Origin of the sequence: Streptomyces sp. MMBL 11-1 (genome assembly GCF_028622875.1) — a bacterium.
GTDB lineage: Bacteria > Actinomycetota > Actinomycetes > Streptomycetales > Streptomycetaceae > Streptomyces.
Genome location: NZ_CP117709.1, coordinates 3,100,376 through 3,116,979 on the forward strand (window position 1 = coordinate 3,100,376; position 16,604 = coordinate 3,116,979).

Here is a 16,604-nt window from a genome sequence, read left to right on the forward strand (position 1 = left end):
TCACGGGTCTCCCAGACGGTAGCTCTCGAACAGGACGTGGCGCACCAGCCGCTCCCGGCTGGCCCGGGTGCTCTGGAGAGGGAAGGAGGCGTGTGCGATCAACTCATCGACGGTGGCCTCCAAGCGGTCGGCGTCGGCACCCATGTCGTGGAAACGGCGCATCAGTTCACGGAAAAGGTCGTTCGGCCGGAAACCGATCGACGACAGCCAGGCGCGGTTCGCGATGAGTACATTGGCGGCGGCCGACCGTAACCGTGCCTGGACCGGGGCCGGAAGCATGTCGGAGTTCAGCAGCTCGAAGTAGTCGTCCTCGTCCCGGGCATGCATCCGGAGGTTCTGTCCGCCGACGGCCAGGACGTCCCGGTTCAGATGGAAGAGTTCAAGACCGAGGTGATGCGGCACGTCGAGGATCCGTACCCCTCTCTCCCGTAGCCCGGCCTCGTCCGTGGAGAAGGCGGTGAGGACGTTGGCGAACATGTCGCTGTACCTGGGTACGGCGATGACCGCGCCTGCCGGGTCGGCACGGAATTCCTCCGCTGTCACGCCGCCCCAGCGTCCACCTCGCGCAGCGAGAAGATAGAAGTTCCGGCCCCCCATCGAGTGGCCGAGGCGGCCCACGGAGGCCACCCGGTGCCCCAGCTCCCCATCCTCCTCGATCATGCTCAGGAGCCGTTGCTCGTTGTAGATCGCCAGGTCCAGTCGCCCCTCCGCGACCTCCCTGACCAACTGGTCCGACCACGGAAGCTGTACACACACCAGGCGGTGGTTGCGTCGGGCCAGCACCTCGTCGAAGCCACATCCCAGAATCAGCGCCTTCACCACGATCAGCGTGGAATCGGCCAGGCGGCTCGTCCCGGCCGTGTTCTGCACGGCGGCCAGCGCCTCATGCCCCTCGCTCTCGGCGAACGACGAACTGGTCCGCCCGTACCAGGCCGCCAGTTGCGTCAGGGCGTTGAGACAGGGCTGTACGTCCTCGGCGGAGATCTCGTCGCCCGAGCCGTCGAGGGCGTGGCTGGCGAAGTTGCCGTAATTCTGGATCGTGCGGATGGCGAGCACCATCTTGGCCGGTACGACCCCTTTGGCCGTGAGGACCGTGAGCAGGGATTCGAGCGTCGGCTTGGATCCGATGGCTTCCCTCATGGCCAGGTCCAGGAGGATCGCCTCCGCCGCACGCCGTGCCGTGCTGAGGAAAACCTCGGGATCCGATTCGGCATAGCGCAGGGCCTTCTTGTAGAGCCGGAGAGACTCGCCCTCGTTGACCGTCACGTCGACCGTGTCCTGTTCGGCAGTTTGTACCTGATGTTAACGACTGGGCTCGCGGGCACATCTGTTGATCTCAATCGCCGGAGGTGCGGCTCCCGCGCAGCGAGGCGAGGACGAGGCGGCCGTACCGAGTGGTGAAAGCGGCTGCCGTGGCGACGAAAGCAAGCGCCAGGGCGAGCAGGAGGTGGCGGGGGTCCTCGTCGCCGAGCACCTGCAGGATGCTCAGTGCGGTGCCGAGCGGCAGGCCGAGAATCGTCAGCACACCGAGGGCTCCGGCGATCTGCTGTCCGTCCTGCGTCTGGACGAGCCGGGAGTAGTCGGCGGCCTCGGCGAGGATCTCCTCGAACCGGGCGGGCAGCCGGTACTGCTCGTGATAGGCGAGCAACAGCTCGTTGGCCGGGCCGTGGGCGGTCAGGTGTTGACGCCAGTAGGTACTCCGGAACCCTGCGATGTCCCGTTCGAGTTCAGTGACGCGGCGGGCGAGCCCGGGGCCGTCGAAGACCCCGGAGAGCCCGTCGGTCAGCTCGTCGATGTGGTCGCGCTGCGCGATACCGAGAAGGAGGGCGTCCAGGTAGACGGAACGGACGTGCAGGGCGGCGAAATCGTAGAAGTCTCCGTCGCCCTCGTCGGGCCGGTGGCCGAGGAACGCGGCACCGTGGCGGAGCACGAGAGCACTCCAGTCGGCCGAGATCCGCACCGCACGCTCGGTCTGGCTGGGCAGCTGCTCCGGGGCGGTGGGAAAGTCCGCCTCGTTGGAGCGGGAGGCCAGCGCCCAGAGCCAGCGGTCGGCCGTCTCCGGAAGCTCACCGCCGGAGCGCAGCGCGGCGGTCGCGGTGGGGCCGGGGGTCAGGAACGCAACGGTGTACGGGTGCGTGGCGGCACCCGGAGCCATCGGCGAGGCGACGCCTGCGAGAAGGACGTCAGGAGCGAGCGGGCCATCCATCGGGTCGGGCCCGGCGCCCGCCCGGCCTCCCAGCGCCCGGAGGACATCCAGCAACCCCGCCGAGGGGACGCTGAGATGCAGGACGGCCTGTGCGTGGTGCGGATGCAGCTCCGTAGGGGTGCGCAGGATCTCCAGGCCGTGCAGATGGAGGGGGCCGTGGGCGACGTCGACGAACAGGTGCCAGCGGCGCGGCCGTTGCGGCGCCCCGTAGAGCGCGCGCCCCGCAGCCGGGGTGAAATACGTCTGGCGCGAGCCCACATCCGTCCGGTGGCCGCCGGCCTCGAAGGGAATGGGCCCCTCGGCCCACGCGCCCGGGTCGGCGTGGAGCCGGACCGGAATGATGAGGCTGACCGACTGCCGTAAGCCGACGCCGGAGCCCACATCGGCGGTCATCCGCGCCCCGCCCGGTACGTTCGGCCTCCGTGCCTACGGTGTTCGCGCACCGACACCCCCGTCTGGTGTTCGCGCACCGACACCCCCGTCTTCAGTGTTCGCTGTACGAAGCAGAGAAAGGTTACCGGTTTCCTCTCCACCCGTGCCAAGGATTCCGTGGCCGCTCGGACATCGCCACGCCCCCTCCGTCGCGGTTGCCACCATGCGCCCGGACCGGGCCGACCCGGGTACGTACGGGTATGACGACGGACGTCCCGCAGGTCGTTTTTGGGCCGGTGCGCAGGGTGCTCAGGTCAGCGGCCGGGGCGTGCCTGGGCCGCCGCGACGGTGAGCACGGCGTCCGCCAGCTCCGCGGCCGTGCGTCCGCCGCCCGTGTCGACCCTGGCCGGCCCAAGCGCGTCCACGGCGTTCAGCATCAGCGCCTGATAGCGGACGGTCCGGGCCAGGAACCGGTCCATGAGGTGCCGTTCCGCGTCCGTCGCCTGCTTGTAGCGCCCCGCCGCCCGCACCCGGTCGCGTACGACCGTGTCGTCGGCGGTGAGCCATACGGCGGCCGTACGGGGGACCGTCAGGCGGGCGACCCACGTGGGCCAGAGCGCCGAGCCCTCCAGGACCAGTCCGGGAGCCCCGGCCCCCGCACGGTCGGTGATCAGCTTTTCGATACGCGGCCGGAGCCGTTCGTAGTGGTCGAGGACGGAGGCGAGGAGTTCGTCGGTGGTCAACGTGCCGTAGTGCTCCGCGACATGCGGCGGCACCTCGTGCTCCGGGGTCCGCCAGGGCCGTCCCGGGTGCCGGGCCAGGCCGTCCGTGGAGCGGTGCTCGAAGCCGAGCCGCTCCGCCACCGCCTCGGCGACCGTCGACTTCCCGGTGTTCGAGGTCCCGCCGATCAGCACCACCCGCACATCCCGCATGTCCCCGACCCTAAAGCGTGCCGCGAAAGGAGCGCCGTCCGCGCGGAGGGCCACCCCGGTACTGGATGTACCGGGGTGATCCCGGTAACGCGGCGAGCGTGCGTGCCGGGCGTCGCCGAGCAGGCGGGACTCGCGAAACGCGCCCCGTACCCGGGCGGCACGCGGTTCGACGGCAGCCTCACGGTCCTCCCGCCGCCCCCAACCGCTCCCGCTGTGCCCGCGCCCACGCGTAGTCCGGGTCCAGGGCCAGCGCCCGGTCGAGGTCCGCCAGCGCCTCCGGGATGCGGCCGAGCGCCTCCAGCGCGAGGGCCCTGCTGCCGTGCGCCCAGGCGTAGTCGGGGTCCAGCGCCAGGGCACGGCCGTAGCAGGCGACGGCCTCCTCGGGCCGGCCCGTCGCCCGGTACACCTCGCCCCGCTCCCCCTCCGTTCCGGCCAGACCGGGGGACAGCTCCTCGGCCCGGTCCAGGTCGGCGAGGGCACCCACCGGGTCGCCCAGGGCGGTGCGGACCCGGGCCCGTCTCACCAGCGCCCAGGCGTACTCCGGCCACAGCGCGATGGCCCGGTCGAAGTCGTCGTGCGCCTCCTCGTGCCGGCCCAGCGCATGGCGGACCAGGCCCCGGCTGCCCAGGGGCACAGCGTCGGACGGGTCGAGGGCGTGTGCCCGGTCCAGGACGGTCAGGGCCTCCTCCAGGCGGCCCATCCGGCGGTAGGTCTCCCCGCGTTCACGCACCGCCCAGGCCCAGGCGGGCGCGATCTCCTCGGCCCGGTCCAGGTCGGCGAGGGCCTCCTCGTAGCGGCCGAGCGAGCGCAGGATGACCGCCCTGCCCTGGTGGGCGCGTTCGCTGCGCGGGTCCACGGCGATAGCCCGCCCGTGGTCGGACAGCGCGGCGTCGAGCTCCCCGGCGCGGAACCGGTGCCAGGCGCGCACCACGAGGGCGGCGGCCCGGTCGGTGTCGGTCAGCTCGGCCCGGGTCAGGAGGAGGCCGAGGGCGGCGGTGGGGCGGGGACCGTGGTCCGTTATGGCGGCCAGCAGGTCCCGGCCCCACTCGCGCAGTACGGCGCTGTCGGCGTCCTCGCCCGCCTCCGCGAGGGTCAGGGCCCAGTAGCGGGCGCGGGACGGGGCCTGCCCGCACAGCTCGATCCCGGCGCGCAGGGCCTCGGGCAGCGCGGTGCGGGGGCGGGCGCAGAGCCGGTGGTAGAGCACGTCCAGGGCGGCCCGGCGCCAGGGCTGCTCGGCCCAGAGGCGTTCCGGGTCGATGCCCTCCGCCGCCGCGTCCCGCCTGGCCGCGAAGGCGTCGGCCAGCCGGTCATGGGCCGCCTTCCACCGTCGCGGCGACCCGGTGCGCTGGAGCCGGAGCATCGGGGCCCGGACGACGGCGTGGTAGCGGGAGTGGCCGGAGTGCCGCTCGGCGACGAACGGCAGCTCGTGCAGCCAGTCGTAGAGATCAGGCACGGCGTGCTGCCCGTTCCTCGGTGCGGCCACGGCGACGGCGACCAGGTCCTCGTCGAACCGGCGCGGCAGCGCGCAGGCCAGCGCCGCCGCCCGGCGGGCCGGGTCGCTCTCCCCCGCCAGGAACCGTTCGACGGCGGTGGCGTTCGCCTCGCCGGCCGCCCCCGGGTTGGCGGCGAGCGTGGAGACCAGGACGGGCAGACCGCCGGAGAGCCGCAGCACCTCCCGTACGACGGACTCCGTCACCACCCCTCGACCGTGCAGGAGTTGGCGCGACTCCGCCTCCGTGAACGGCCCGAGCGGCACGTCGGCGACCAGCCGGCTCCGGTCGCCCCAGTGGACGGGGTCGAGGCGACGCTGACCGGCCAGGGTGAGGACGAGGTTGGCGGGCAGGTCGCCGTACCGACCACGGGTCAGCAAGTCCGCCAGCCATCGGTCCAGTTGGGGCGCGGTGCGCTCGTAGGTGTCCAGGAAGAGGGCGATCCAGGGCACGGTGTCCGCGACCCGGTCCAGCTCGGCGACGAAGACCGGGGTGAGGACCCGTACCGGTTCCGCCAGCAGCAGAGCCTCCTCCTGCTGCCGGGCCCGGCCCCCGAAGACCGCCCGCAGTCCGCCCGCGCCCCGCGCCACGACCGCCGGGTCGATGCCCCCGGCGAGCGCTCCGACGACGGGTATCGTCCCGGCCGCGATCAGCCCGGCCTGCGCGGCGGCGAGCGCCCCGGGGGAAGGGGCACCGCCCGGCGTCTCGCTGTCCGCCGCGAGCCGGCCGGCCGCGTCGTGGCGCGCGCGCCGGTAGGTGACGAGCAGCCGGTCCAGCGCCTTGAGCGGGTACCCCTGCTCGGCGAACTGTGCGGCGAAGTCCGCGAGTACGTCCGGGACGGAGTCCGTGCTCTCGTCGACCGAAGCGGTCAGCGCCCCGAACTCCCCCGCGACCTCGCGCCATTCCCGTACGAGCGAGGTCTTGCCGACCCCGGCGTTCCCCCGCACATGGAAGACGAACCGGTGCCGGGGGTCCTCGGGCGGCAGCGCGAAATTGCCCCGGTAGAGGCCTAGTTCGGCCTTCCGCCCGACGAAGGCGGCACGGCGCTGCCCTTCGACGATCTGCTGGAGGGAGAGACGGCGGGGGCTGGGCGGATGCATGGGGCCAGTCTGTCAGCGGGGCCGTCCGTCCGGGAGCCGCGCCTCCGCGAAGCCGCGCTTCCGCGAGCCGCGCGGACGGGAGCCAGCCGGTCGCCAGGGCGAGAAGCGAGCGGCGCGGGCCCTCGCGCCTACTCAACCGCCCCCTGAGTACCGGCGCCCATGTTCCCGCTCCGGCCGCTGCCTAGCGTGGCGCGCATGGACACGGAAGCGACCGCAGCAGACACGTCAGCCACGGACACACCACCCGCCGACAGCTCGCGGTGGTTCTACGGCTGCGCGATTGCCGTGATTGCCTTCTTCGTACTGATCATGCTGGGAGCTGCCGCGGTCACGGAGTTCGAGAAGAGCCTCGACGGCGACGGTCAGATGGAGCAGCCCGGCCTCTCGGGCAGCGTGTCCCAGCCGCTCGGCCCCGGCATGACGGCCCGGTACGAGGACGGCTTGTCGGTCACCGTCAGCCGTCCGCAGCCCCATGACGACGGCACTTACAGCCTCACCGTGACCTTCAAGAACGGCACCGACGAGCAACTGCGCCTCGACGGCGACTCGTTTCCCCCGGCCCTCGTCGTCCGGGCCGGCGAGTCCGGCGACGACTATGCCAGCGGCTACAGCGTGAGCTGGCTGAACTCGGAGAAGTCCCGCGCCGCCCTCGTACCGCCGCTCGCCGAGGGCAAGGAGCGCAGCGTCGCGGTCCGTATGAAGCCGACCCGCACGGGCGTTCCGGTCACGGTGGAGGTCACCCCTCCGGACGCCGGTTACCGGGAGACGGCCCACTTCCAGCTCACCCTGGGCTGAGCCTCCCGGTCATATCGGGCCGAGCCTCCACGCCCCCTTCGGCCGGGCCGGCCCCGTCAGCCCATGGCCCGCGCCTCGGCCCAGGTGCGGGCGGCCGTCACGTCCTGCGTGGCCATCGTCGGGCAGCCCCAGAGTTGCTCGCTGCTGTGGATCGCCTCGGCGCGCTCCGCCGGGAGGTCCGGCGGGGCCACGAAGGCGAGGCCCCGGCAGTGCGCCGTGAGGCCGGGCCGGATCAGCTTGAGGGTCCGGACGCGGTCGGCGGTGGAGGTGCCGGGCGCCGATGCCGACGCCGGTGCCTGCGCCTGTGCCGGTGCCGGTGCCGCCGGAGCGCGGCCCTGTGGCGGCGGTGCGGGCATCAGGAGGATCGCCGCGAAGGGCTCGGCGCGCTCCGTCAGAACGCGCAGCTCATCAAGGACGAGCGCCTGGGCCTGATCCATCGGCAGCCCCGAGGCGTCGATCTCGCGTGGTGTCCGTGCCATTTCCCGAAGGTCCATCAGCCGACCCTAACAGCATTAGCGACCACTGGTCACTAATAAGCGCAGCCCTCCCCGCATACGCTTGCCCCGATGAACAGCACCGGAAGGAACGGGCCCGGGCGGCCGCCGCGGCTGAGCCGGGAGCGGATCGCCGAGGCGGCCCTGCAAGGGGACGTGGCGACGCTCACCATGCGGGAGCTCGCGACGAGGCTCGGGGTCTCGCACTCGTCGCTGTACCGGTGGGTGCCCGACCGCGACGGCGTACTGGACCTCGTCAGCGAGGTCATGGTCGACCGGGTGCTCCCCGGGGACGAGCCCGACGCCGGGAACTGGCTCGACTGGCTGGAGCGGCTGGCGTGGGCGATGCACGACGAGTTCCTGGCGGTACCCGGATACGCCGCACATGTGGCCCGCCCGCACCGCCACCACCTCGCGTCCTTCGAGCGGCTGCACGACAGGGCCGTCGCCGCGTTCCGCGCGGGCGGAGCGGGCACACGACAAGCCGAGGAGAACTGGTCCGTCTTCGGCCTCGGCGTGGTCCGTTGGCTGGCGGCGACGGGCAGTGCCCCGGCGGAGCCGCCGTTCGCCCTCTACCTCGGCACGCTGCTGCGCGGCCTGCCCCGCCACGACGACGAGCACCGCCCGCACGCATGACCTTCTCCGTAGCCGTCAGGCCCAGGGGTCGAAGGGGATTCCGGCCGGCTTGGAGCTGTTGAGCAGGTTGCGGAAGCGGTCGTCCTTGTCGGTGACCTTGATGGTCGCGGCTCCGAAGTCGGCGTTCATGAGCCTGTCGCGCAACTCCGTGCTGGGGAAGCCGTTCCAGTCGACGACCGGCGGGTAGCGCCAGTTGCCGTAGTGGTTCTCGGGCGGCTCGTCGTTGCCGTTGGCGAGCCGGAAGAAGTGCGTGCTCGGCCCGTCCTTGTGGTAGACGGCCTTGGGGTGCGAACCGTCGAACCGCACCTGCGAGCGCGGGTAGGTCCTGACGGTGCTGTGCTGCGTCGTCGAGACGTGATCCACCTGGTTGGAGCTCTGGTTGACCCAGGAGATCACGTGCTCGAAGTCGTGCCGGTGCCCGCCGAGCCCACTGCCGTGAACGGCCTGGTCCTTCTCGAAGTAGCTCGCGTAGACGATGCCGCACCAGCCGTTGTTGCACTTCGAGCGGGCGTACGTCTGGGAGTTGTCCAGGTCCCACCGGTCCCGGCAACTGCCGTTGATCGCACCGGTCGTCCTCAGCCCGGGCGCGAGGGTGCCGTCCGGGCCGATGGCGGGGGTGGCGTAGCAGCCGTCGCCGTCGTAGTCGAAGGCGGGCGAGAACGCCTGCTCGTAACCGCCCGCGTTCTGGGGCAGGTTGCCGGGCGGGTCGGCGTGGGCGGCGGAGGCGGTGCCCAGCACGAGGAGACCGGCGGCGGCGAGTACGGCGGCGGTGCGGGTGGTGCGCCTGCGGGCGGCACCGTCGTGGGCACGGGCGACGAACCCGTTGCGGACGGAAAGCAGGGCTCCTACGGCGACGGATGCGGTACCGCGGGTTCCGGTCGGCATTGCCGGTTTCGGCAGAGTTCGCATGGTTTCTCGCTCCTGACTCATCGGGCACATCAGCACGTTGCGACGGGGATCGACCCCCGCAAGAGTTGCCCTGTTCATGACAGATAGAAACGGAAGGCCTCCTCCCACCTGCCCGCCGGCACTCGGCCGCCGCCCACCCAGCAAACGATCAAGAAGCGAAGATAACGTGGGGGAACAGGCAGCCTCGGGGCGGAAGAAGAATCGACGTACGGCTTCACGGAGGACCTATGACTTGGGACGAGTGGGAGCAGGCGAAGGCACGGGTCCAGCAGGACGCGGCCATGCGGCTGAATCAGGTTGCCCCCGAAAGCGGCGGTGGCGGCGGCGACGGAGACCTGGTCGTGCACGACAACGTCCTCGGCGCGCTCGGCAACGCGGCTCACAGCCTGCGGCAGCACTTCTCCACCGCGTCCGACCACGCACGGCAGAACACCTTCGACGCCTCCATCCAGCTGTTCAACGACGGGCTGGACATGGGCTCCGCCCTCACCGAACTCCACGACGCCTGGAACACGAAGGCGGGAACGCTCAAGGAGGCGTGCGCGCACATCTCCAACCACCTCGACTACACCCGCGCCGAGCACGCGAAGGACACGGTCAAGATCGCGACGGACATGCGCACGGTCGGCGGGGACGAGCTGTCCGTGTCGCGCATCAACGACTACTACAAGTAGCCGGCACGCAGGCACGCGGCACGCAGGCACGCAGGCACGCAGGCACGCAGGCACGCAGGCACGCAGAACTACGGGGGCACGCATCATGGTCACCTTCCAAGAACTCAACGATCTGCGTCTGGGAAAGCTCCAGGCGGCGGTCGCGGACTGGCAGGCGATGGTCGACAAGCTGGTCAAGGTCGCCGACGGCGGCAATGGCGAGGTCAGCGCGGCGGATCTGGGCAGCAAGGCCAGAGCGGCCGACTGGAAGGGCCAGAACGCGACCGTGACCAAGGACTTCGTCACGGTCACGGCGCGGGAGTTCGATGACGTCGTCACCGTCGCCCGGAGCGTGCACACGATCCTGAGCGGCGCGCACAGCAAGCTGACGAAGCACAAGAGCGACTTGGCCGACGCGGTGGGACGCGCGGCCAAGAAGAACATCTATGTGAACGACAAGGGCATGGTCAACGCCGCCGTCCCCTCACCGCAGGCGGCCGGCGACGCGAAGATCGAACCGCCGACCCAGGCGGAGATCGACGCGGTGGCCAAGGAGATCAGCACCATCCTGACCGCGGCGGGCGAGACGGACAGCACGGCCGCCACGGCGCTGCGTTTCCACGCGAAGGACAAGCACGGGTTCGAGTCGAGCGGATTCAACAGCTTCGACTCGGCGCAGAAGAGCATCGAGGACTCCGACGAGCTCATCGCCCTGGGCAAGAAGGACCCCAGCGAGCTCACCAACGACCAGCTGGCACGCTTCAACGCCCTGATGAAAGCCCACCCCAACGACCCCGTCTTCGCCGAGCGCGTGGCCCTGGGCCTCGGCCCGGAGGGGACGCTGAAGTTCTTCGCCGGGGCGGTGGACCTGGACAGCTGGGAGAACCGGGAAGGCGGCGGAACAGGCACCCGGGAGGCGCGCGAGGAGCGCATGCAGCTGCTCGGCACGCTGGAGAAGCAGCTGGGCACCACGCTGGCCACCGCATCGCACTCCAACAGCGAGGGCATGGAGGCCTGGAAGGACCGGGTGGTCGCGCTCGGCGGCGAGAACGTCGGCAGCGGCCAGGGCGGGAGTCAGACCCGCGTACACGGCTTCCAGGCCATGAGCAACCTCATGCGCCACGGGAAGTACGAGGGCGAGTTCCTCAACGACTACGGCAACGCGCTCGTCAAGTACGAGAAGGAGAACACCGGGGACGTCAAGGACCCGGGCCCCGGCGGCAAGAACCGGGAGGACGTACTGCCCTGGGACAGGCTCCCGTCGTACGCGAAGATCGACCAGCTCCACTACGGCGACGAGGCCGACGCGGGTACGGACCCGATGACCGGGTTCATGAAGGCCCTGTCCCACAACCCCGACGCGGCCACCGACTTCTTCAGCTCGACGGACCCCCAGGACAACGCGCAGTACGTTCTCAAGGACCGCGAGCCCTTCAACGACGTGGTGCCCGACTCGATGGGATACGGAAAGTCGGCCGGCGACTACGACGGCCCGAAGGCGAGTTACGAGGCGACCGGCGACGCCCTCGTCGCGGCGGCGACCGGGGTCGACCCGAACGACAGCTCCGCGCGGCCCCCCGAGCACACCGGACAGCACCGGGAGGTGCTCGACAGCTCGCTGAAGTACCTCGCCGCGCGTGGCGACGACTTCCCCGCCGAGATGCGGGACGACATGGCGATCGTGCTGACGAACCACGGCGACACGGTTCACCACTCCGCCAGCGCACTGGCCGACGACCCCAAGGACCCGAAGCTGCTGGACAGGGACCAACTGCTGGAAGTCTCCAAGCAGATCTCCCGCGACCAGAACGCGTACGGGATGCTCAACGAGGGCCTGAACCGGGAGATCGTCCGGGACATTCACGAGGACAACCCGAAGGACCCCAAGGAGACCCTGCAGCGGGCCGGCGCCACGGTCGGCTTCCTGGAACAGGCCCGCTACCAGGCCCTGGTGACCGACAAGGACGACCCCTCGTGGGACGCGAAGTGGCTGTACCACGGCTTCGGCAGCATCGCGAACTTCGTTCCCGGGGTGGGTGACATCGCCCAGCGCGGTATCGACGCTGCGGCGTACGAGTGGCAGACGCAGGAGCAGGAGCGGATCGACGCGATCCAAGTTCAGGACAACAGAGAAACGTTCAAGGGGAGGGAGCAGCAGTTGCAGGCACTGGCTGACGAGTGGGAGAAGGCGAACCCAGGCCATTCCAACACCCGATACACCATCACCAGGGAAATCGGCAGTGCTGCGTACGACGGCAACGACCGCGCCAGCGGGCTGGCGGGCGGAGGGTGATGAAGCCGGCGAAGAAGAGCATCCCCCGTCCGACAGGCCGTGCCGTACTTCTTGCCGCGCTACTCGTTGGGGCCGTCGGCTGCGGCGGACCCGACGCGTTCAAGGTCTCGGAGGCCTGTGGCACGAAGGTTGACCCCGACCTGATCGGCCAACTGCTGCCCAGAGGCGAGGAGCTGAAGACCAAGGACACCTTCTCGGAACCCAAACAGCCCCGCTGCGAGTTCGAGATCGATGGACAGGAACGGGTGGGACTGCGGGGCGACGTCGTCGAACCGTTCATCAAGCCACTGAAGGTCAACGAACGGACCATGCGGCGCTTGGGCAACCCGAAGCCCGCCGACGTCGGCGACGGCGCCACCATTTCGGACCACGCGGCCATGGCCGTACAGGCGTGCACGTACAAGGGAGAGAAGAGCCAGTACGTTCTGGTCATCGATGGCGTGGAGGACCCGGAGGACACCGCCGAGCGCCGTCGCATCCTGGAGCAGTTCCTGCGCTCCCAACTCCCCGTCGCGATGGAGGCGGAGGGCTGCCGACCGTAGGGCCGGGCCGGGGGCAGAAGATACGTGGGAGGGCCGGAGGACGTAGTGAGGGGCGCATGCGAAGAAACGTTCTGCGGCAAGGGGGCGGAATTGCGCTGCTCGCCGCCCTACTTCTGGGGGCTACCGGCTGCGGCAGCCCCGCAGCATTCAAGGTCTCGGAGGCCTGCGGCACGAAGGTTGACCCCGACCTGATCGGCCAACTTCTGCCCAGAGGCGAGGAGCTGAAGACCAAGGACACCTTCTCGGAACCCAAGCAGCCCCGCTGCGAGTTCGAGATCGATGGACAGGAACGGGTGGGACTGCGGGGCGACGTCGTCGAACCGTTCGTCAAGCCACTGGAGGTCAAGGAATCGGTCATGCTCCGCCTAGGCAACCCGGCGCCCGCCGACATCGGTGACGGTGCCACCATCGCGGACCACGGAGGGATGGCTCTCCGGGCCTGCACGTACCAGGGCGAGAGAATGCAGTTCGTGCTGGCCATCGATGGCGTGGAGGACCCCGAGGACACCGCCGAGCGCCGTCGCGTCCTGGAGCAGTTCCTGCGCTCCCAACTCCCCGTCGCGATGGAGGCGGAGGGCTGCCGACCGTAGGGGGCCGGGCCACCGGGCACACCCGCATCGCGGGCAGCGCAATGCTGCGAAGGCCCTGTCCCGGAACGCACTCGACGTCCTGCCGTGCGGCAGGTCCGGCCCCCGCTCACCCCACCCACCAGGGCAGTGCTACGCCTGCCTGGCTTCCGGCTTGTGGGCCATGAAACCGGCGACCGGCCGCTTCGCGCCTTCCTCGGGCGCCTGCAACGTCCGCCCCGTGACCACGAACCCCGCTCGTTCCAGCAGTTCGGCGATCCGGTCCGCGGGCAGCCGGTAACTGTCGAAGGGGACGGGAGGGCCGCCGTAGCCGTGCGTCAGACGCTGGTGCCCGTCGTCACCGACCCGGGTGACGAGCAGCAGGTGCCCGCCGGGAGCCAGAGTCCGGTGGAACTCGGCGAATACGCCGGGGAGCGACTCCGGTGGCAGGTGGTGCGTCGAGTAGTACGCCAGGATGCCACCGAGTTCGTCGTCACCCGCCTCCAACGCGGTCATCGAGCCGACCTCGAAGCGCAGTTCCGGATAGGCCGCACGCGCCAGCGCGACCATCCTCGGTGACAGGTCGATCCCGAAGGCGGAAACGCCCAGCGAGGTCAGGTACGCGGTCACCTTCCCCGGCCCGCAGCCGACATCGGCCGTCGGCCCGAGGTCCGCCGTCGTGACGAGCTCGGCGAATGCGGCCAGCACGGCACGCGACAGCGGGTCCAGCTCGCCGGGGTCCTTGACGGACCGGGCGTAGTCGGCGGCGGCGACGGCATCGTACGACTGCCGGATCGGTTCCAGGTGCGCGGGTTTCATCCCGACCACGCTATGTCCCCAGCAGCCTCGAAGGCCATGGGTCTGCTGAGCGACGCGAGGGGCGGGGATCGCTCCCCGCCCCGCCCCGGCCGCCCCCGCTCTCAGCTGGGCAGCACCGGAAGCAGCTCCGGCAGATGGCCGTCCGAGGCGGTGGCCGCCGCGACGCGTTCGGCCGGGACCTCGCCGTACAGGGTCGTACGGGGGCGGGACGGGCGGCCCGCGAGTTCGGCGATGGCCTCCAGGCCCTGGATCGAGCGGTACGAGCCGTAACCCGACCCCGCCATCCGGGAGATGGTCTCCTCCATCAGCGTGCCTCCCAGGTCGTTCGCGCCCGAGCGCAGCATCTCCGCCGCGCCCTCCGTGCCGAGCTTCACCCAGCTCGTCTGGATGTTGGTGATGTGCGGGTGGAGCAGGAGCCTCGCCATGGCGGTGACGGCCCTGTTGTCGCGGTCCGTCGGGCCCGGGCGGGCGATGCCGGCCAGGTAGACCGGGGCGTTGGTGTGGATGAAGGGGAGCGTCACGAACTCCGTCAGGCCGCCGGTCTCCTGCTGGAGTCGGGCAAGGGTGCGGAAGTGGCCGAGCCAGTGGCGGGGCTGGTCCACATGCCCGTACATCATCGTCGAGGACGAGCGCAGGCCCACCTCGTGCGCCGTCCTGATGACCTCCAGCCAGGTGGCCGTGGGCAGTTTGCCCTTGGTGAGGACCCAGCGGACCTCGTCGTCCAGGATCTCCGCCGCCGTACCGGGGATCGAGTCGAGCCCGGCCTCCTTGGCAGCCGTCAGCCAGTCGCGAATCGACAGGCCGGTGCGGGTCGCCCCGTTGACGACCTCCATGGGGGAGAACGCGTGGACGTGCATGCCGGGTACGCGTTCCTTCACCGCCCGCGCGATGTCGAAGTACGCCGTCCCGGGCAGGTCCGGGTGGATGCCGCCCTGCATGCAGACCTCGACCGCGCCGACGTCCCACGCCTGCGCCGCCCGGTCCGCGACCTGGTCGAGGGAGAGCGTGTACGCGTCGGCGTCCGTGCGGCGCTGGGCGAAGGCGCAGAAGCGGCAGCCGGTGTAGCAGACGTTGGTGAAGTTGATGTTCCGCGTGACGATGTACGTGACCTCGTCGCCGACCACGTCCCGGCGCAGCGCGTCCGCGATCCGGCACAGCTCGTCCAGCGCCGGGCCGTCCGCGTGGAGCAGGGCGAGCGCCTGGTCGTCGGTGAGCTTCGTCGGGTCGTCGGCGGCCTGGCTCAGCGCCTGGCGTACGTCGGTGTCGATGCGGGACGGGACCATGCCGGGGGCCGCCGCCTCGCGGAGCGCCTCCCAGTCCCCGTACACCTCGTCGAAGTCGTTACGGCGGTCGCCGGTGCGGCCTTCGGTGTCGATGGTGGCGTGCAGGTCGGTGCGGCCGGAGGAGGTGAAGCCCTCGTCCGGCTCCTGCCAGGGCAGACCGGCCGGGATCGCGCCCTCGCGGGCCAGGCCCGTCTCCGGGTCGGCGAGCGCGCGGACGTGCGGGAGGAGACGGGGGTCGAGCCAGGGCTCGCCGCGCTGGATGAACTCGGGGTAGATCGTGAGGCGTTCACGGAGCTGGAAGCCGGACTCCGCCGTCCTCCGCGCCAGTTCGTCGATGTGCGGCCAGGGGCGCTCGGGGTTCACGTGGTCGGGGGTGAGCGGCGAGACCCCGCCCCAGTCGTCGATGCCCGCGCCGATGAGGAGCGCGTACTCGGCGTCCACCAGGTTCGGCGGGGCCTGGATCCGGGCGGACGGGCCGAGGATGTGCCGGGCCACCGCGATGGCGGCGGCCAGCTCCTCCAGCTCCGCGTCGGGCATCTTGCGCATCGCCGTGTCCGGCTTGGCGCGGAAGTTCTGCACGATGACTTCCTGGATGCCGTGGTAGGCGCGGGCCGTCTTCCGCAGCTCGAAGAGGGAGTCGGCGCGCTCCTCGTAGGACTCGCCGATCCCGATCAGGATGCCGGTGGTGAAGGGGACGTTGGAGCGGCCCGCGTCTTCGAGGACGCGCAGCCGTACGGCCGGTTCCTTGTCCGGGGAGCCGTGGTGCGGGCCGCCCGGCTCGGACCACAGGCGGGTCGCCGTCGTCTCCAGCATCATCCCCATCGAGGGGGCCACGGGCTTGAGGCGCTGGAGGTCGGTCCAGGTCAGCACGCCCGGGTTGAGGTGGGGCAGCAGACCCGTCTCCTCCAGGACCCGGATCGCCATCGCCCGTACGTACGCGAGCGTGTCGTCGTACCCCTCAGCCTCCAGCCACTCCCGCGCCTCGGGCCACCGGTCCTCGGGCCGGTCCCCCAGCGTGAACAGCGCTTCCTTGCAGCCCATCGCCGCGCCCTCGCGGGCGATGGCCAGCACCTCGTCGGGCGACAGGAACATGCCGTGGCCGGCCCGGCGGAGCTTGCCGGGGACGGTGACGAAGGTGCAGTAGTGGCACTTGTCGCGGCAGAGGCGGGTGAGCGGGATGAAGACCTTGCGCGAGTACGTGATCACGCCCGGCCGGCCCACCGCCTCCAGACCCGCGTCCCGGACGCGGGCGGCGGACGCCGCGAGGTCCGTCAGATCGTCGCCGCGCGCCTGGAGCAGGACGGCGGCCTCGGTCACGTCGAGGGCGACACCGTCGCGGGCGCGTTTGAGCGCGCGCCGCATGGCGTTGGAGGTGGGGCGTCCGCTCTGAGCATCGGTCATGAAACGAGCATACGAGCGAGGTGTGTACGCCGGACCAGGGCATCGGGGCGGCTTGTCGAGGTCGCGCCGGCCGCGAGGCGCCCGTGGTCACTCGTGCGGGCCGACTCACCCGG

General features: G+C 70.9%; 14 protein-coding genes. 6 read left to right on the forward strand and 8 right to left on the reverse strand.

The window, feature by feature from the left end:
- From PSQ21_RS13295 to PSQ21_RS13310, 4 genes are all read right to left on the reverse strand, one after another.
- Positions 1–1,266 carry a DUF4145 domain-containing protein gene (locus tag PSQ21_RS13295; protein ID WP_274030717.1) on the reverse strand — a complete coding sequence of 422 codons (1,266 nt, stop codon included), beginning with the start codon at positions 1,264–1,266 and terminating at the stop codon, positions 1–3.
- 70 nt (positions 1,267–1,336) lie between these two features.
- Complete coding sequence (locus PSQ21_RS13300) at positions 1,337–2,599, reverse strand: hypothetical protein (protein WP_274030718.1); 1,263 nt, start codon at positions 2,597–2,599, stop codon at positions 1,337–1,339.
- A gap of 293 nt (positions 2,600–2,892) precedes the next feature.
- Positions 2,893–3,510 carry an AAA family ATPase gene (locus PSQ21_RS13305; protein ID WP_274030719.1) on the reverse strand — a complete coding sequence of 206 codons (618 nt, stop codon included), beginning with the start codon at positions 3,508–3,510 and terminating at the stop codon, positions 2,893–2,895.
- Between the two features lie 178 nt (positions 3,511–3,688).
- Complete coding sequence (locus PSQ21_RS13310; RefSeq protein ID WP_274030720.1) at positions 3,689–6,100, reverse strand: tetratricopeptide repeat protein; 2,412 nt, start codon at positions 6,098–6,100, stop codon at positions 3,689–3,691.
- Between the two features lie 195 nt (positions 6,101–6,295).
- Here PSQ21_RS13310 and PSQ21_RS13315 point away from each other — a divergent pair, with 195 nt between their 5' ends.
- Positions 6,296–6,895 carry a hypothetical protein gene (locus PSQ21_RS13315; RefSeq protein WP_274030721.1) on the forward strand — a complete coding sequence of 200 codons (600 nt, stop codon included), beginning with the start codon at positions 6,296–6,298 and terminating at the stop codon, positions 6,893–6,895.
- 56 nt (positions 6,896–6,951) lie between these two features.
- On the opposite strand, the gene PSQ21_RS13320 is transcribed toward PSQ21_RS13315, so the two are convergent.
- A complete protein-coding gene (locus PSQ21_RS13320) occupies positions 6,952–7,389 on the reverse strand; it encodes a hypothetical protein (RefSeq protein WP_274030722.1) in 438 nt (145 codons plus the stop codon).
- Positions 7,390–7,461: 72 nt separating this feature from the next.
- Here PSQ21_RS13320 and PSQ21_RS13325 point away from each other — a divergent pair, with 72 nt between their 5' ends.
- The gene (locus PSQ21_RS13325; RefSeq protein ID WP_274030723.1) at positions 7,462–8,025 is read left to right on the forward strand and encodes a TetR/AcrR family transcriptional regulator; all 564 of its coding nucleotides are present in this window, start codon (positions 7,462–7,464) and stop codon (positions 8,023–8,025) included.
- Between the two features lie 15 nt (positions 8,026–8,040).
- On the opposite strand, the gene PSQ21_RS13330 is transcribed toward PSQ21_RS13325, so the two are convergent.
- Entirely contained in the window at positions 8,041–8,934 is an 894-nt protein-coding gene (locus tag PSQ21_RS13330; protein WP_443334387.1) for an NPP1 family protein, read from the reverse strand.
- Between the two features lie 227 nt (positions 8,935–9,161).
- Between PSQ21_RS13330 and PSQ21_RS13335 the strand changes: the two genes are divergently transcribed.
- The 4 genes from PSQ21_RS13335 to PSQ21_RS13350 all read left to right on the forward strand — a co-directional run bounded on the left by PSQ21_RS13335 (position 9,162) and on the right by PSQ21_RS13350 (position 13,012).
- On the forward strand, positions 9,162–9,608 hold the full coding sequence (locus PSQ21_RS13335) for a hypothetical protein (RefSeq protein WP_274030725.1): 447 nt from the start codon (positions 9,162–9,164) through the stop codon (positions 9,606–9,608).
- Positions 9,609–9,693: 85 nt separating this feature from the next.
- Positions 9,694–11,880 (forward strand): DUF6571 family protein, encoded by a 2,187-nt coding sequence (locus tag PSQ21_RS13340; RefSeq protein ID WP_274030727.1) that lies wholly within the window; start codon positions 9,694–9,696, stop codon positions 11,878–11,880.
- Positions 11,880–12,422, forward strand: a complete 543-nt coding sequence (locus PSQ21_RS13345) for a hypothetical protein (RefSeq protein ID WP_274030728.1) — start codon at positions 11,880–11,882, stop codon at positions 12,420–12,422. Before PSQ21_RS13340 ends, PSQ21_RS13345 begins: the two co-directional genes overlap by 1 nt.
- A 56-nt stretch (positions 12,423–12,478) precedes the next feature.
- The gene (locus tag PSQ21_RS13350) at positions 12,479–13,012 is read left to right on the forward strand and encodes a hypothetical protein (RefSeq protein ID WP_274030729.1); all 534 of its coding nucleotides are present in this window, start codon (positions 12,479–12,481) and stop codon (positions 13,010–13,012) included.
- 129 nt (positions 13,013–13,141) lie between these two features.
- On the opposite strand, the gene PSQ21_RS13355 is transcribed toward PSQ21_RS13350, so the two are convergent.
- The gene (locus tag PSQ21_RS13355; RefSeq protein WP_274030730.1) at positions 13,142–13,807 is read right to left on the reverse strand and encodes a class I SAM-dependent methyltransferase; all 666 of its coding nucleotides are present in this window, start codon (positions 13,805–13,807) and stop codon (positions 13,142–13,144) included.
- 101 nt (positions 13,808–13,908) lie between these two features.
- The gene (locus PSQ21_RS13360; RefSeq protein ID WP_274030731.1) at positions 13,909–16,491 is read right to left on the reverse strand and encodes a bifunctional FO biosynthesis protein CofGH; all 2,583 of its coding nucleotides are present in this window, start codon (positions 16,489–16,491) and stop codon (positions 13,909–13,911) included.
- Positions 16,492–16,604: the final 113 nt, after the last annotated feature.

What these genes read in the sequence shown, in the direction of transcription:
- PSQ21_RS13300 (WP_274030718.1), bottom strand. Translation starts at nt 2,599, where the DNA reads ATGACCGCCGATGTGGGCTCCGGCGTCGGCTTACGGCAGTCGGTCAGC.
- PSQ21_RS13305 (WP_274030719.1), bottom strand. Translation starts at nt 3,510, where the DNA reads ATGCGGGATGTGCGGGTGGTGCTGATCGGCGGGACCTCGAACACCGGG.
- PSQ21_RS13310 (WP_274030720.1), bottom strand. Translation starts at nt 6,100, where the DNA reads ATGCATCCGCCCAGCCCCCGCCGTCTCTCCCTCCAGCAGATCGTCGAA.
- PSQ21_RS13315 (WP_274030721.1), top strand. Translation starts at nt 6,296, where the DNA reads ATGGACACGGAAGCGACCGCAGCAGACACGTCAGCCACGGACACACCA.
- PSQ21_RS13320 (WP_274030722.1), bottom strand. Translation starts at nt 7,389, where the DNA reads ATGGACCTTCGGGAAATGGCACGGACACCACGCGAGATCGACGCCTCG.
- PSQ21_RS13325 (WP_274030723.1), top strand. Translation starts at nt 7,462, where the DNA reads ATGAACAGCACCGGAAGGAACGGGCCCGGGCGGCCGCCGCGGCTGAGC.
- PSQ21_RS13330 (WP_443334387.1), bottom strand. Translation starts at nt 8,934, where the DNA reads ATGCGAACTCTGCCGAAACCGGCAATGCCGACCGGAACCCGCGGTACC.
- PSQ21_RS13335 (WP_274030725.1), top strand. Translation starts at nt 9,162, where the DNA reads ATGACTTGGGACGAGTGGGAGCAGGCGAAGGCACGGGTCCAGCAGGAC.
- PSQ21_RS13340 (WP_274030727.1), top strand. Translation starts at nt 9,694, where the DNA reads ATGGTCACCTTCCAAGAACTCAACGATCTGCGTCTGGGAAAGCTCCAG.
- PSQ21_RS13345 (WP_274030728.1), top strand. Translation starts at nt 11,880, where the DNA reads ATGAAGCCGGCGAAGAAGAGCATCCCCCGTCCGACAGGCCGTGCCGTA.
- PSQ21_RS13350 (WP_274030729.1), top strand. Translation starts at nt 12,479, where the DNA reads ATGCGAAGAAACGTTCTGCGGCAAGGGGGCGGAATTGCGCTGCTCGCC.
- PSQ21_RS13355 (WP_274030730.1), bottom strand. Translation starts at nt 13,807, where the DNA reads ATGAAACCCGCGCACCTGGAACCGATCCGGCAGTCGTACGATGCCGTC.
- PSQ21_RS13360 (WP_274030731.1), bottom strand. Translation starts at nt 16,491, where the DNA reads ATGACCGATGCTCAGAGCGGACGCCCCACCTCCAACGCCATGCGGCGC.